Origin of the sequence: Actinomadura rifamycini DSM 43936, assembly GCF_000425065.1 — a bacterium.
Taxonomy (GTDB): domain Bacteria; phylum Actinomycetota; class Actinomycetes; order Streptosporangiales; family Streptosporangiaceae; genus Spirillospora; species Spirillospora rifamycini.
Genome location: NZ_AULB01000015.1, coordinates 115942 through 129002, shown reverse-complemented (window position 1 = coordinate 129002; position 13061 = coordinate 115942). Strand labels below are relative to the sequence as shown.

17 protein-coding genes are annotated in these 13061 nt (G+C 74.5%); 7 read left to right on the top strand and 10 right to left on the bottom strand.

Annotation, left to right across the window (positions count from 1 at the left end):
- Nucleotides 1–54: 54 nt before the first annotated feature.
- Nucleotides 55–261: a cell division protein SepF gene (locus H505_RS50605; protein WP_026402778.1), complete on the bottom strand. Its 207-nt coding sequence runs from the start codon at nucleotides 259–261 to the stop codon at nucleotides 55–57.
- 249 nt (nucleotides 262–510) lie between these two features.
- Between H505_RS50605 and H505_RS42105 the strand changes: the two genes are divergently transcribed.
- Nucleotides 511–945: an ATP-binding protein gene (locus tag H505_RS42105; RefSeq protein ID WP_245592533.1), complete on the top strand. Its 435-nt coding sequence runs from the start codon at nucleotides 511–513 to the stop codon at nucleotides 943–945.
- Between the two features lie 97 nt (nucleotides 946–1042).
- On the opposite strand, the gene H505_RS0115770 is transcribed toward H505_RS42105, so the two are convergent.
- From H505_RS0115770 to H505_RS42095, 6 genes are all read right to left on the bottom strand, one after another.
- The gene (locus H505_RS0115770) at nucleotides 1043–1714 is read right to left on the bottom strand and encodes a choice-of-anchor P family protein (protein ID WP_026402777.1); all 672 of its coding nucleotides are present in this window, start codon (nucleotides 1712–1714) and stop codon (nucleotides 1043–1045) included.
- A gap of 29 nt (nucleotides 1715–1743) precedes the next feature.
- A complete protein-coding gene (locus H505_RS0115765; RefSeq protein ID WP_084550280.1) occupies nucleotides 1744–2553 on the bottom strand; it encodes a L,D-transpeptidase in 810 nt (269 codons plus the stop codon).
- Nucleotides 2554–2769: 216 nt separating this feature from the next.
- Nucleotides 2770–3240, bottom strand: a complete 471-nt coding sequence (locus H505_RS0115760; RefSeq protein WP_026402775.1) for a MarR family transcriptional regulator — start codon at nucleotides 3238–3240, stop codon at nucleotides 2770–2772.
- 118 nt (nucleotides 3241–3358) lie between these two features.
- A complete protein-coding gene (locus H505_RS0115755) occupies nucleotides 3359–3796 on the bottom strand; it encodes a response regulator (RefSeq protein ID WP_125617381.1) in 438 nt (145 codons plus the stop codon).
- Nucleotides 3789–5687, bottom strand: a complete 1899-nt coding sequence (locus H505_RS42100; RefSeq protein ID WP_064743643.1) for a sensor histidine kinase — start codon at nucleotides 5685–5687, stop codon at nucleotides 3789–3791. Before H505_RS42100 ends, H505_RS0115755 begins: the two co-directional genes overlap by 8 nt.
- Nucleotides 5684–6301 (bottom strand): PP2C family protein-serine/threonine phosphatase, encoded by a 618-nt coding sequence (locus H505_RS42095; protein WP_157433012.1) that lies wholly within the window; start codon nucleotides 6299–6301, stop codon nucleotides 5684–5686. The genes H505_RS42100 and H505_RS42095 overlap by 4 nt, the downstream gene beginning before the upstream one ends.
- On the opposite strand from H505_RS42095, the gene H505_RS0115740 reads away from it, so the two are divergent.
- Together H505_RS0115740 and H505_RS0115735 are read left to right on the top strand one after the other, a co-directional pair.
- Nucleotides 6186–6530 (top strand): hypothetical protein, encoded by a 345-nt coding sequence (locus H505_RS0115740; protein WP_425248254.1) that lies wholly within the window; start codon nucleotides 6186–6188, stop codon nucleotides 6528–6530. The genes H505_RS42095 and H505_RS0115740 overlap by 116 nt on opposite strands.
- Entirely contained in the window at nucleotides 6523–7512 is a 990-nt protein-coding gene (locus H505_RS0115735) for an NUDIX hydrolase (RefSeq protein WP_245592532.1), read from the top strand. The genes H505_RS0115740 and H505_RS0115735 overlap by 8 nt, the downstream gene beginning before the upstream one ends.
- A 21-nt stretch (nucleotides 7513–7533) precedes the next feature.
- Here the strand turns inward: H505_RS0115735 and H505_RS0115730 are convergent, their stop codons facing one another.
- Nucleotides 7534–9027 (bottom strand): CYTH and CHAD domain-containing protein, encoded by a 1494-nt coding sequence (locus H505_RS0115730; protein ID WP_026402771.1) that lies wholly within the window; start codon nucleotides 9025–9027, stop codon nucleotides 7534–7536.
- 163 nt (nucleotides 9028–9190) lie between these two features.
- Here H505_RS0115730 and H505_RS0115725 point away from each other — a divergent pair, with 163 nt between their 5' ends.
- From H505_RS0115725 to H505_RS0115715, 3 genes are all read left to right on the top strand, one after another.
- Entirely contained in the window at nucleotides 9191–9601 is a 411-nt protein-coding gene (locus tag H505_RS0115725; RefSeq protein WP_026402770.1) for an ester cyclase, read from the top strand.
- 49 nt (nucleotides 9602–9650) lie between these two features.
- Nucleotides 9651–10124 carry a hypothetical protein gene (locus H505_RS0115720; protein ID WP_051300730.1) on the top strand — a complete coding sequence of 158 codons (474 nt, stop codon included), beginning with the start codon at nucleotides 9651–9653 and terminating at the stop codon, nucleotides 10122–10124.
- A 105-nt stretch (nucleotides 10125–10229) separates the two neighbouring features.
- Nucleotides 10230–11147 carry a sulfite exporter TauE/SafE family protein gene (locus H505_RS0115715; RefSeq protein ID WP_026402768.1) on the top strand — a complete coding sequence of 306 codons (918 nt, stop codon included), beginning with the start codon at nucleotides 10230–10232 and terminating at the stop codon, nucleotides 11145–11147.
- A 14-nt stretch (nucleotides 11148–11161) separates the two neighbouring features.
- Here the strand turns inward: H505_RS0115715 and H505_RS0115710 are convergent, their stop codons facing one another.
- The gene (locus H505_RS0115710; protein ID WP_026402767.1) at nucleotides 11162–11491 is read right to left on the bottom strand and encodes a WhiB family transcriptional regulator; all 330 of its coding nucleotides are present in this window, start codon (nucleotides 11489–11491) and stop codon (nucleotides 11162–11164) included.
- Between the two features lie 162 nt (nucleotides 11492–11653).
- On the opposite strand from H505_RS0115710, the gene H505_RS0115705 reads away from it, so the two are divergent.
- Nucleotides 11654–12106, top strand: a complete 453-nt coding sequence (locus H505_RS0115705; RefSeq protein WP_026402766.1) for a GNAT family N-acetyltransferase — start codon at nucleotides 11654–11656, stop codon at nucleotides 12104–12106.
- Between the two features lie 24 nt (nucleotides 12107–12130).
- Here H505_RS0115705 and H505_RS0115700 read toward each other — a convergent pair whose 3' ends face one another.
- Complete coding sequence (locus tag H505_RS0115700) at nucleotides 12131–13057, bottom strand: NADPH:quinone oxidoreductase family protein (RefSeq protein ID WP_026402765.1); 927 nt, start codon at nucleotides 13055–13057, stop codon at nucleotides 12131–12133.
- Between the last annotated feature and the right edge of the window lie 4 nt (nucleotides 13058–13061).

Below are 13061 nucleotides of genomic sequence, written 5' to 3'. Positions count from 1 at the left end.
CGCCCGACCGCCGCCGCCTTTCGCTCTGCACACTGACGCGCCCCCTCGGCCCCGTCAGGGCTGGAGGAGGAACAGCCTGCGGTCGACGCGGTCGAGGGAGCCGCGCCGGGCGAAGACCAGGCCGGTCGCGAAGTCCACGAGCTGCTTGGCCTCCTCTTCGGGGAGATCGGTCAGATCCATGAGCACGGTGACTCCCTTGCGGAAGTAGTGCCCGACGTAAAGCACCTCGTTGTAGTTCTGCGGACGCAGCGTCTTCACCACGCCCCCAGTCTGCCCCGGCGGTTCCGCGCCCGCCAGGCGAGGACGTCCGGGCGGGCGCGGAACCTCCGGGGCGCGATTGGCGGGCTCATTCACGGAGAGGGAAGGGGAGTGGAAAAAGATTTGTCGGCGCCCGCGCTAATCGGGGCGAGACGCAGGTCGCGGGAGGGACGGGAGTTTCCCGTTGGTGGCGGTGGGAAATCTGGAGGTTAGAGAGAACGGAGGCGGTTGGCCATGGAGGTCGTCCTCGAAATGACGTTGCCGAGGAGCGCGGAGAGCGCGCCTCTCGTGCGGCGGACGCTCGACGCCTCGCTCCGCGGCCTCGGGGTCACCTCCGAGATACGCGCCGACATCGCGCTCGCGGTCGGGGAGGCGTGCGCGAACGTGGTGCAGCACGCGGCGGCGGGCAGGGAATACGAGGTCAGGGCCCGGATGGACGGGTACCGGTGCATCGTGGAGGTCGTCGACGAGGGCGGGGCGGCGGATCCCGCGCAGTGGGGCGGCGCACCGACACCGCCGCTCGCCGAATCCGGGCGGGGCCTGCAGTTGATGCGGGCCTTCACCGAGGACGTCCGGATCAGTGACCGCATCCATCGCGACGGCGCGGTCGTGCACTTCGAGAAGTCGCTGTACGGGACGGTCGGAGAGGCCGTGGAAGGGGCCGCCGAAGAGGTCCCGGCGAGCTGAGGAATCGCCGCCGGAAAGGACCGGTGGAATGGCGGGGCCGGACGGGTTGGTCCGGCCCGGCGGCGGACGCGCCGCGCGCCGCCGGGCCGGCGTCGGGTCAGCCCGTGACCGGCAGGTCGCGCCGCACCGGGGTGGGCGCGGGGGCCTTGGGCTGCTTCTTGTGGACGGCCGGCGCCGGGCGGCCGCACGTGGCGGACGCGACGCTCAGCGTCGTCGGCTCCGTCAGCGGCAGCGTCAGCTCCATCGCGGTGACGTTCATCCGCCCGTCCGGCATCCGGCGCTGCTTGTTGAGCGTCAGGGTCGCGTCGCCGACGCCCTCGATCCGCACCGGGATGCGGGTGTTGGGCGGCGGGGCCGCGTCGAGGCGGCGGCCCGCGATGCGGGCGTCGGCGAGGTGCGCCGAGCCGCGGCCGCCGTCGCACTTGGCCGCGACCGCGCTGGCCAGCAGGTCGGCGGACGGGACGCTCAGGCGGGCGACCTTCGAGCGGGCGCGGGACGCCGACGCGCGGACGTCCAGCGCCTCGGCCCGCACGAACTTCGTGCCCTTCTCGCGCAGCAGGCTCTTCTCGACCTGCTCGCCGCCGGACGACACGGCGGGCACCGGCGCGATGTCGAGCGGCCCGGTGAGGGTGAGCCCGTAGGCGGACCCGGCGGCGCCGCCGGAGCCGGGCTCGGCCAGCGCCGGGTCGGCCAGCGCCGGGGCGAGGGCCGCGGCGAGGCCGGTGGCCAGCAGGCCCGCGGTGGTCAGGCGTCTGAGGGAAACTCGCATGGAAGACTCCGATTCGTGGGAGCGGGTGATCAGTCGTTGATGAGGACGAGCGTCCCGAGCGGCACCCGGGACAGCTTCCGCAGCGCGTCGTCCGGCACCCGCACGCAGCCGTGCGTGGCGGCCCGGCCGAAGACCGACGGGTCGTGCCAGCCGTGCAGCGCCACGGTGCCCGGTCCGCCGCCGAACGTGTCGAGCGTGTCGGAGTGCGCGCCGAGCGGCAGCACCAGCTTCTTGTCCTTCGGCGCGAGCTGCGCCATGACGAACGTGCGGCCGGTGGGCGTGGGCGTGGCGGCCGCACCGATGGCGACCCGCCAGCGTCCGACCGCCTTGCCCGACTCGTGCAGCGTGAGCCGCCGGTCGCCGAGGTCGACGGTGACGAGGTAGGGCGTGCGCGCGGTGCGCAGCCCGTCGCCGGGGATCCACCCGGACGCCCGGTTGGGGCGGCTGGGCAGCAGGACGCGCAGCCAGCCGCCGGAGCTCTCCACGACCGGGACCCAGGTGGGGCCGCCGAGCTGTTCCGTGGGGAGCGTGGCGACGCGGCGCCCGCCGGGCCGGTCGTGCACCGGCAGCGGCTTCGGCGGGTGCACGACGAGGCCGTCGGCCGCGTCCCGTCCGGCGTCGGCGGGCGCGCCCTCGACGGTGGTGAACGTGGTCGCCTCCGGCACGGCCGCGTCGTCGGCGGCCGCCTTCGCCGCCGCCCCGGTGGACGGTCCGCCGGACGGCTCCGCGGCGGATCCCCGTCCGGGGCCGCCCCCGCAGCCGGTCAGCAGCAGCGCCGCGGCCGGGACGAGCGCACTCACCGTGATCGCTCGATTCCGTAGCGCAGTTATCGTCGCCATGGTGCGGGATGCTAGTGGTGGGAAGGGCGTGCGTAGCGGGAATTCGGAAAATGCCACGCCGGGGGCGGCTATTCCGCTCGCATTGATGCGCCTATTTCTGGTTTGTCGGAGGCAATGCGGCTAAGGGAGAAACGCGGGCATCGCGAGGAGTGCGGGGGATGCCGCGGGCAAGGGCGGGCAAGGTGGTCGTCCCGGGGTCAGGCGGGCGTCCCGGGGTCAGGCGGGCAGCGAGAACGAGCCGTCCGGCCCGGCCTTCGACGCCGCCTCGTGGAACTCCGCCAGCCCCCACAGCAGCGCCGTCCGCGCGGACGTCGGCATCGACGCCAGCACCCGCGCCAGCTCCTCGCGGCGCCGCAGGCGCAGCCGGTCGAGCAGGTCGAGGCCGTCCGCGGTGAGCCGCACCGTGACCTCCCGCCGGTCCCGGCCGGGGTCGCGCATCAGCAGCCCGGACGCCTCCAGCCGGTCGCACAGCCGGCTCGCCGACGACACCAGCGCGCCGAGCCGCTCGGCCAGGCTGCTGACGTTCAGCGGGCGCTCCTCCAGGGCGAGCAGCGCGCGCAGCTGCGTCGCCGGAATCGGGACGTCCGGGGCGTTGTGCGCACGTGACCACACGGTCATGAGCACGGCCGCGGCGTCATCGAGGGCGGCCGCTTCCTCTGCGGCCCCATCACCCGGCGTGCCGACCATGTACTCCACTGTAGGCGCCCGGCGGACGATCGCGAGAGCCAGCTCCCGCCCCGGCGGATTCACCGAGGTCGTCCGGCCGCCGCCGCCGCGGCCCGCGCCGGGCGGGCCGGGCGGGGCGTCAGCGGGGGAGCTTGACGACCGACACGAAGAAGTCGTCGATCTGCCGGACGACCGACACGAACCGCTCGAAGTCGACCGGCTTGGTCACGTAGGCGTTGGCGTGCAGGCGGTAGCTGCGCAGGATGTCCTCGTCGGCCTCGGACGTCGTCAGCACCACGACCGGGATGCTGCGCAGCTCCTCGTCGTCCTTGATCTCGCTCAGCACCTCGCGGCCGTCCTTGCGCGGCAGGTTCAGGTCGAGCAGGACCAGGTCGGGGCGCGGCTTGCCGGCGTACTCGCCCTCGCGGCGCAGGAACGCCATCGCCTTCTCGCCGTCCTCGACCACGTGCAGGAAGTTCTGCACCTTGTTGTGCTCGAACGCCTCCGTGGTGAGCAGGACGTCCCCGGGATCGTCCTCGACCAGCAGCACCTCGATGGGGCGGGGTCCGTCAGTCATGCCGTCGGTCATCGGTCTCTCTCTCGGGAAGGGTCCAGCGGAACGTGGTGCCGGAACCGGGCGCGGTGTCGGCGTCCGTGCCGGCGTCGGTGCCGGTCTCGCCGTCGCCCCGCTCCGCTCCGGCCGGTTCTTCCGTATCCGTTTCTTCTGTGTCGGGTTCTTCTGTGTCGGGTTCTTCTGCGGCCAGCCAGATGCGGCCGCCGTGGTATTCCACGATCTTCTTGCACAGCGCCAGGCCGATGCCGGTGCCGGAGTACTCGTCGCGCTGGTGCAGCCGCTGGAAGATGAGGAAGATGCGGTCGGCGTACCGGGGTTCGATGCCGATGCCGTTGTCGGAGCAGTGGAACTCCCACTCGCCGTCCCGGCGGGCGGCGCCGAGGGCGACGCGCGGCGCCACGCCCTCGCGGCGGAACTTGATCGCGTTCCCGACGAGGTTCTGGAACAGCTGCGTGAGCTGGCTGCGGTCCCCGGGGACGGCCGGCAGCTCGCCGACGTCCACGGTCGCGCCCGTCTCCTCGATCAGCGCGTCCAGGTTCGACACCGCCTGCCGGGCCACCTCGTTCAGGTCGACCGCGTCCTCGATCCGCGACATCCGGCCCACCCGCGAGAACTGCAGCAGGTCGTTGATGAGGGCCTGCATGCGCTTCGCGCCGTCCACCGCGAACTCGATGTACTGGCGGCCCCGGTCGTCGAGCTGGTCCCCGTACCGGCGCTCGATCATCTGGCAGAAGCTCGCGACCTTCCGCAGCGGCTCCTGGAGGTCGTGGCTCGCCACGTACGCGAACTGCTCCAGCTCGGCGTTCGAGCGGCGCAGCTCCTCGGCCTGCTCGGTGAGCTGCCCCGCCGCCCGGACGCTGGCGCCCCACTCGTCGATGATGCGCCGCCGCATCGCGTCGATGATCGCGGCGAGCTCGTGCAGCTCCGCCGGGCCCGACACGTCCAGCGGGTGCGCGAAGTCCCCCTGCGCCACCGCGCGGACCCGGTCGGTCATGGACGACACGGGCTTCAGCACCGTCCGCCGGATCAGCACCGCCATCGCGATGACCGCCGCGGCCACGAGCCCGAGCGCGAAGCCCGTCCCCCACAGCGTCGCGCGGCCGCGGGCCTCCAGCCGGTCGGCGGCGTCCTCGTGCAGGGTCGTGATGGCGCCCTGCAGCCGCTGGACGCCGCCGCGGACGGTGTCGTACAGCCGCCGGCCGCGGTCGTCCTGCTCCTCCGTCAGCCCGGTCCCCGCCCCGCGGGCGATCATCGGCTCGGCGAACGCGGCCCGCCACGCCGCGGCGTCCGCCTCGGTCCGGTCCAGGAGCGCCACGACCTCCTCGCCGCCCGACACCCCGGCCAGCAGCCGCCGCATCCGGGCCGCCGCCGCGGTCTCCCGCTCGACCGCCGCGCGGAACTCGGCGAGCGCCTCGGCGCCGCCGTCCTTCGCGAACGACCGGATCGCGGTGTCCTGCGCGTTCAGCGACGACGTGACCTCGAACTGCTCGAGGGTCGCCTGCGACACCTGGCGGACGAGCTCCTCGCGGGCCCCGTCGTTCTGGTAGAGCGCCGCCCCGGCCAGGGCGAACGCGCCCGCCAGCAGGAGCGCGAGGACCAGCGAGCCCGTCCGGTACAGGTTGCGCAGGCTCACCCGGCTCAGCCCGTGCGGCTCCGGGTACTCGGCCTCGGGCAGGACGACCGGGGGGCCGAAGCCCTCGGACGTCCGCGCCTCGGCGGCCCGCTCGTCGCCGCCCGCCGCGGCGTCGGCGGATTCGGTGGTGTCTGCGGTGGTCGCGTCGTTCCCGGTGCCGTTCTTCGTGGTGCCGTCCTCGGTCGTGTCGTTCGTTGGGGCGTTCTTGGGGGCGTCCGCCGTCGTGCCGTCGTCCGGGCGGGGCGCCGGCAGGCCGGTCACAGCTCTCCGCGGCTGAGCAGCAGCACCGCGAGGTCGTCGGACAGGACGTCGCCGTTCAGCCGCTCGGCCTCGGCGGCCAGTCCCGCGATCAGCGCTTCGCCGCGCTCGCCGCGCGCGTGCGCGGCGGCCGCCAGCTCCAGCAGCCCTTCGAGGTCGAGCCGTTCGCCGCCGTCCCCGACGCAGCCCTCGATCAGCCCGTCGGTGTAGAGCATGAGCCCCCAGGCGTCCCCGAGCTCGACGTCCTGCGCGGGCCACTCCAGGCCGGGCAGCAGCCCCAGCGCGGGGCCGCGCGGCTCCTCCGGGAGCGCGCGGACGCCGTCCGGGCCGAACAGCAGCGGGCGCGGGTGCCCGGCCCGGTGGACGCGCGCCGTGCGGCGGTCCGGCGAGATCGCCAGCATGCACACCGTGGTGAAGATCTCGTCACCCCACCTCTCGTGCTCCAGCACCGCGTCCAGCGTCTCCAGGAGCCGCTGCCCCTGGTGCCCCGCGAGGACGGGGCTGTCGGAGACGATCCGGGTCCGCAGCGTCCTCGGCCGCTTCCTGGAGCACTCGCGTGTCTTCGCGTTCGAGAACGGCGGCGACCCCGAGGTGTGGATCGGCAGCGCCGACCTCATGCACCGCAACCTCGACCGCCGCGTCGAGGCGCTCGTCACCGTCACCGACCGGGCGCAGCGCGACCGGCTGATCGAGCTCATCGACATGGCCATGGACGAAGGAGCGCACGCCTGGTGCCTGGACGGCGACGGCACCTGGACGCGCAACACGCCCCCGCCGGGCGGGACCTTGCAGGACATCCAGACGCATCTGGTACGGAGCCGCCGCTGGAGGACGGTCGATGGCTGAGGCCGGTGACACCAAGAGCACGGACACGGACATCACAGACACCGACATCACGGACACCGACATCACGGACACCGACATCACGGACACGGGCACGGACACCATGAGCACGGACACCGGCGACTCCCGGACCATCCATGCCGCCGGGGCCCTCCTCTGGCGGGACGGCCCCGAGTTCGCCGTCGTCCACCGCCCCCGCTACGACGACTGGTCGCTCCCGAAGGGGAAGGTCGACCCGGGCGAGCACGTGCTGCGCGCCGCCGTCCGGGAGGTCGAGGAGGAGACCGGCATCGTGCCGCGGCTCGGCCGCCGCCTCCCGACGAGCACCTACCGGGTGGGGGGCCGGGCGAAGCGGGTCGACTGGTGGGCGGCGCGGCCGGTCGCCGACGCGGCGTTCGTCCCGAACGAGGAGGTCGACCGGCTCGAATGGCTGCCCGCCGAGCGGGCCGCCGCCCGGCTGTCCTACCGGCACGACGCCGAGCTGCTGGAGGAGTTCCTCGCGGGCCCGCCCGCCACCCGTCCGCTGGTGGTCCTGCGGCACGCCGCCGCCCACCCGAAGGCGGACTGGCGGGACGCCGACGAGCTGCGCCCCCTCGACGCGCGGGGGCGCGCGGAGGCGGCCCGGCTGTCGCCGCTGCTGGACGCGTTCGGGCCCGCCCGGCTGGTCAGCTCCGCGACGGCCCGCTGCGTCGAGACCGTCCTGCCGCACGCCCGCCGCACCCGCGCGCCCGTCACGACGGACGGCGCGTTCACCGTCGGGGAGACGGGGCCCGGGCAGGCCGTCGAGCGGCTCCTCGAACTCGTCGCGGAGGGCGCCCCCGCGCTCGTCTGCACGCACGGCGAGATCGTCGAGGAGCTGGTGACCGGGCTGTGCCGGGAACTCGGCGAGAAGGTCCCCGACGACCCGTGCCTGGCCAAGGGCGAGTTCTGGGTCGCGCACATCGCCGGGGACGCCATGCCCGCCCTGGAGCGGCACGCCCCCTAGACGCTCCCTGGAAGGACGCCCCTAGAAGGACGGCCCCAGGGTGCGCGACCAGGTCACGGCGAGCCGGTCGCGGGCGGTCTCCGCGCGGCACTCCTCCCGCCCGTACAGGACGCCGAGCGCGAACGCGTCCTGCGGCGTCCGGGCGCGGCCCCGGTAGGTCCGGAGCCGCTCCATGGCGAGCACGCCGTCCTGGTGCTCGCCGAGCACCTCCTGGATGCGCTTGGCGTCCTTCGCGGCGCGCTTCGCCGCCGCGCCCAGCACGGGCGTCGCCAGCTCCGCCGCGTAGCGCGCGCGCTTGGCGGCCTTGCGGGTCTCGTGCCGCGCGACGTCCGGGTCCTCGGCGGTCGCGATCGTCCGGTACTGGCGCGCCATCCGCTCCCACACCCGCGACACCAGCACCGGCAGCTCCTTGCGGGCCTTGCGGTCCGCGCGCCCGCCCAGCGGCGGGACGGCGATCAGCCCGTCGAGCGCGTCGAGCAGCGCGAAGTACCGCGGCTCCTTCAGCGCCAGGTTCAGCCGCCGGTACGCGCCGCGCTCCCGCCGGGCCAGGTCGTCCAGCAGGTACGGGGGGCCGTCCGCGAACCGCATGCGCAGCACCTCCAGGTCGCGGACCTCGCCCAGCACCGCCGCGAGCCACCGCAGCTCCGCCTGCACCGGCTCGGTCCGGGCCGGGTCGAGCACCGGCCGGTACGCCTGCATCGTGCTGCGCAGCCGCCGCGTCGCGACCCGCATCCGGTGGACGGCGTCGTCCTCGCCCAGCCGCGCCCGCGGGTCGTACCCGATCAGGCTCTCCAGCTGCGCCGCCAGGTACCCCATGACCGCGTCGCCCGCCGTCACCGTCGGCAGCTTCCCGTTGGCGGTCAGCTCCCGCAGCCGCGCCCGCGTCGCGGCGCGCGCGTCGGCGCCGGGCGCCGCCGGGACGTCCGCGCCGAGCAGCCGGCCCAGCTTCGACGCCGACTTCGCCCGCCGCGCGCCCGCCTTGCGGAGCCGCTTGCCCGCCGCCTTCAGCAGCTCCGGCCCGCCGCCGCCGAGCTCCACCTCGATCTCCCGCCACCGGCGCGGCTCGTCGCCCTCCTCGCGGTACGCCGACACCAGGTCGTCGGCGACCTCGGCGAGGGCCGCGCCGTCCGCGTCCCGCAGGACCACGACCGTCCGGCGGGTCTCCAGCGTCGCGACGGGCGCCAGCTCCGCGCCGCGCGTGTGGACGGCGACCAGCCCGGCGAGCCGCGCCGGGACGGCGCGCGGGCGGCCCAGCGGCGCGCGGTGCTCCTGCTTGCCGTCCGGCCCCGCCGGGACCTTCAGGTGCCAGCCGGAGTCGTCGCCGCCGCGGCGGCGCCGCAGCGTGATCCCGTGCGCCGCCAGCCGCAGGTCGGCGGTGTCGAAGTAGGTCGCGTGCAGCTCGTGGACGCGCGGCTCCGCGGCCGCCGACACCCCCGGAAGACCGTCCAGCGGCGGGAGCACGAACCCCGCCTCCGCGTCGTACTTCTGCTCGATCTCCAAGTGCCGGTCGGCCACGGTGCGTCCCCTCTACGCCGAGGTAAAGCCCACGTGACCAGCATTTCACGGGAAGTTGAGCAGCGGTAGAACGCCGGTGGACGCGGCCCGCGCGGCCCTTCGCCGCCGCCGGGGGCCCGTCGCCCCTTGGCACGGACGGGGGACGCGTGCGAACAATGGGGCCATGGATGCGGACGAACTTTACCGGCGGTGGCTGTTCGACGCGTGGGCGGGCGACTACGGCGTCCTCGACGAGATCATGGCGGCGGACTTCGTGGGGCACTGGCCCGCGATGCAGGTGCGCGGGCGGAGGGAGGCCGCCGACCAGATCCGGCACTCGCGCCACCTGTTCTCCGACATCGTGAACACCCTGGACGTCGGGCCCGTGGTGGGCGGCGACACGGTCGCGGCGCGGTGGACGTTCCACGGGACGTACCAGGGCGGCGTGCCCGGCGCGACGGCGTCGCCCGGGACGCGCGTGTCGTTCGTCGGGCACGACATCTTCCGCGTCGCGGACGGGCTGCTCGCCGAGTACTGGGTGGTGTCGGACGGGGTGGGCCTGATGACGGCGCTGGGAGCGTTCGGCGACTCCTGAGCGTCCGACTAGAGTCGGAACGGTCCGATTTCATCGGAGAGGGAGTGCGATGTCCGTCCAGCAGCCGTACGTGCCGCCGGAGGTCGGGACCCGCGTGGTGGAGCTGCTCTCCAAGGGGCAGGTGATCAAGGCCGTCGCCGAGGTGCGCAAGGCCACCGGGATGGACCTCGTGGACGCCAAGGCGTACATCGACGGGATGCGGCTGGAGTGGGTCGGCGCGCAGGTCCCCGTCGAGGCCGAGGAGAAGGCCCGCGCGCTGCTGGCGGAGGGGCGGGCGAAGGACGCGGTGAAGCTCGTCCGGGAGGCGGGCGGCCTCGGGCGGAGCGAGGGCAAGGACTTCGTGAAGGCGCTGCAGGCCGGCTGGCGGCGCGGCCGCGCGACCGCGGGCGGCGCGGGCACCGTGGCGGACCGGGCGCGCGAGTTCGTCGACGCGGACGACCGCGCGTCGGCCGTCGCGCTCGTCCGGGCGGAGACGGGGATGACGGCCGAGGAGGCCGGGCGCTTCGTGGACGCGCTCGGCTGAGCGGCGCGCGGGCAGGCGAAGCTCACCGATAAGTCCGGTTGACCTGGGACATCCTTCGGTGGCTTAATGGCCTCTATTCCGACCTAACATGTAGGGAAGGTGGCCATGCGCTCGTTCGTGGTGCTCGCACTGGTGGGACTCGGCGCCCAGCTGGTGGACGGGAGCCTGGGAATGGCCTACGGGGTGACGTCGACGACGCTGCTCCTCGCGGCGGGCACGAGCCCGGCGGCCGCCTCGGCCACCGTGCACCTGTCCGAGATCGGGACGACGCTGGCGTCCGGCGCCGCGCACTGGCGGTTCGGCAACGTCGACTGGAAGGTCGTCGCCAAGGTCGGCATCCCCGGCGCCGTGGGCGCGTTCGCCGGCGCGACGTTCCTGTCCTGGCTGTCCACCGAGGCCGCCGCCCCGGTGATGTCGCTGATCCTGCTGTCGCTCGGCGTCTACGTGCTCGTCCGCTTCACCCGACGCGGCCCGTCCACGGCGAACCTGGGCAAGCCGCTGCGCCGCCGCTTCCTCGCCCCGCTCGGCGTCGTGGCCGGCTTCGTGGACGCGTCCGGCGGCGGGGGCTGGGGCCCGGTCGGCACGCCCGCGCTGCTCGCGTCCGGGCGGATGGAGCCCCGCAAGGTCATCGGGACCATCGACACCAGCGAGTTCCTCGTCGCGGTCGCCGCGAGCCTCGGCTTCCTGACCGGGCTCGGCACCGCCGGGGTCAACGCGGGCTGGGCCGCCGCGCTGCTGCTCGGCGGGCTGATCGCCGCGCCGATCGCGGCCTGGCTGGTGCGGCACCTGCCGCCGGCCGTCCTCGGCGCGGCCGTCGGCGGCCTGATCATCCTCACGAACTCCCGGACGCTGCTGAACAGCGACTGGATCGACGCCGCCGCGCCCGTCCGGTACTCCGTCTACGCCGTCCTCTACGCCGTCTGGGCGGCCGCCCTCGCGTACTCCGTCCGGCGGCACCGCGACGAGCGCCGCCGGGCCGCCGGAGCCGCCGAGGACGCCGCCGTCCCGGAGACGACGGCCTGATCAGGCCGGGCCGGTCAGGCCGCGGAGGCGTGCTCGGACGTCGAGGCGTCGCCGCGGACGACGATGACCGGCAGCGGCCGGCGCGCGGGGGCCTCGGAGGTGCGGCGCAGGTAGCGGCGCTCCTCCGGGGTCGTCCCGCCCCAGATCCCGTCGGGCTCGCCGACGCGCAGCGCCCAGGTCAGGCAGTCGACCTGCACGGGGCAGTTGCCGCAGATCTGCTTCGCGGCCAGCTCCTGCTCCCGCAGCACCTCCGCCGAGTAGCCGATCGGGAAGAACAGGTCGGGGTCGGCGCCGCGGCAGATCGCGTGGTCGGTCCAGTGTTCCTCGTTGTCGTTGCTGTGCATGTCTTCTCCCTGCGGCGGTGCGGCACGCCGCCGGCTTGGCGGGTCGAGGTGACGGTGTCTTCCACCCAACGTAGTACTACAACTCGTAGTACTACAAGTCGTTGCGGGAACACTGCAACTTAGCGCTCGGATAACCTGGTCGGTGTGCAGCGTGATCAAGAAGTGACCTTCCGCGAGGCGACGGCGGCCGATCTGCCGCAGATCGTCCGGCTTCTGGCCGACGATCCCCTCGGCGCGACCCGCGAAACACCGGGCGACGACGTCCCAGAGGCTTACTACACCGCGTTCGCCGCCATCGAGAAGGACGCGAACAACACGGTCGTCGTCGCCGAGCGCGGCGGCGAGGTCATCGGCACGCTCCAGCTCACCTTCATCCCGGGCCTCACCTACGGCGGCGGCGAGCGCGCCCAGATCGAGGGCGTCCGCGTCGCGTCCGACCAGCGCGGCCACGGCGTCGGCCAGGCCCTCATCGACCGGGCCGTCGACCGGGCCCGCGCCCGGGGCTGCCGGCTGGTGCAGCTCACCACCGACCGGCAGCGCCCCGACGCCATCCGCTTCTACCAGAAGATGGGCTTCCGCCCGTCCCACATGGGCATGAAGTACCACCTGTCCTGATCACCGGTGTGATCACCGGCCCGATCAGGGGACGAGCGCGACCTTCCCCACGATCCGGCGGCCGAGCAGGTCGTCCAGGACCCGCGGCGCCGCCGACAGCGGCTCCGTCCGCGCCGCCTCCGGCACCAGCGCCCCCTGCGCGACCAGGGCCAGCAGCTCGTCCAGCAGGGCCCGCTGCTCCAGCGGGTGCGCCATCGACCACGCGCCCCAGTCGACGCCGACGACCGTCCGGTTCCGCAGCAGCACCTGGTTGAGCGGCAGCGACGGGATGTCCCCCGACGCGAAGCCGATCACCACGTGCCGTCCGCCCTCGCGCAGCGCCCGCAGCGCCGGATCGGCCAGCGCGCCGCCCACCGGGTCGTACACGACGTCCACGCCGCCCTCCGACCAGCCGCGCGCCCCGGCCTTCACGTCCGCCAGGTCGATCGCCGCCTCCGCGCCCGCCGCGACCGCCGCGTCCCGCTTCGGACCGGACGACGCCGCCGCCAGCACCCGCGCCCCGAGCGCCGTCGCGACCCGCACCGCCGCGAGGCCCGTCCCGCCGCCGGCGCCCAGCACCAGCACCGTCTCGCCCGCCCGCAGCCCCGCCCGGTCGCGCAGCCCGAACAGCGCCGTGCAGTGGCTCTGGGTGAACGTCGCCGCCTCCGCGGCGCCGAGCGCGTCCGGGATCGGCACCGCCGACGCCTCCGGCACGACCGCGCGCGACGCGAACCCGCCGAGCCCGCACATCGCCAGCACCCGCTCCCCGGACGGCAGCGTCCCCGCGACCTCGCTGCCCGGGACGAACGGCAGCGGCGGCTTGATCTGGTACCGGCCCTGGACGAACAGGGCGTCCACGTAGTTGACGCCCGCCGCCTCCACCGCGATCGCCACCTGGCCGTCCGCCGGCTCGGGGTCCGGCATCTCCTTGAGGGCGAGCGAACCGAGTTCCTCGCAGACCATCGCACGCATCCGC

Coding starts and splice junctions, on each gene's coding strand:
- H505_RS42095 (WP_157433012.1), bottom strand. CDS start 6,301: ATGAGGTCGGCGCTGCCGATCCACACCTCGGGGTCGCCGCCGTTCTCG.
- H505_RS0115725 (WP_026402770.1), top strand. CDS start 9,191: ATGGATGCGGACGAACTTTACCGGCGGTGGCTGTTCGACGCGTGGGCG.
- H505_RS0115720 (WP_051300730.1), top strand. CDS start 9,651: ATGTCCGTCCAGCAGCCGTACGTGCCGCCGGAGGTCGGGACCCGCGTG.
- H505_RS0115755 (WP_125617381.1), bottom strand. CDS start 3,796: ATGACTGACGGACCCCGCCCCATCGAGGTGCTGCTGGTCGAGGACGAT.
- H505_RS0115735 (WP_245592532.1), top strand. CDS start 6,523: ATGGCTGAGGCCGGTGACACCAAGAGCACGGACACGGACATCACAGAC.
- H505_RS0115700 (WP_026402765.1), bottom strand. CDS start 13,057: ATGCGTGCGATGGTCTGCGAGGAACTCGGTTCGCTCGCCCTCAAGGAG.
- H505_RS0115715 (WP_026402768.1), top strand. CDS start 10,230: ATGCGCTCGTTCGTGGTGCTCGCACTGGTGGGACTCGGCGCCCAGCTG.
- H505_RS0115760 (WP_026402775.1), bottom strand. CDS start 3,240: ATGGTCGGCACGCCGGGTGATGGGGCCGCAGAGGAAGCGGCCGCCCTC.
- H505_RS0115710 (WP_026402767.1), bottom strand. CDS start 11,491: ATGCACAGCAACGACAACGAGGAACACTGGACCGACCACGCGATCTGC.
- H505_RS42105 (WP_245592533.1), top strand. CDS start 511: ATGACGTTGCCGAGGAGCGCGGAGAGCGCGCCTCTCGTGCGGCGGACG.
- H505_RS0115770 (WP_026402777.1), bottom strand. CDS start 1,714: ATGCGAGTTTCCCTCAGACGCCTGACCACCGCGGGCCTGCTGGCCACC.
- H505_RS0115765 (WP_084550280.1), bottom strand. CDS start 2,553: ATGGCGACGATAACTGCGCTACGGAATCGAGCGATCACGGTGAGTGCG.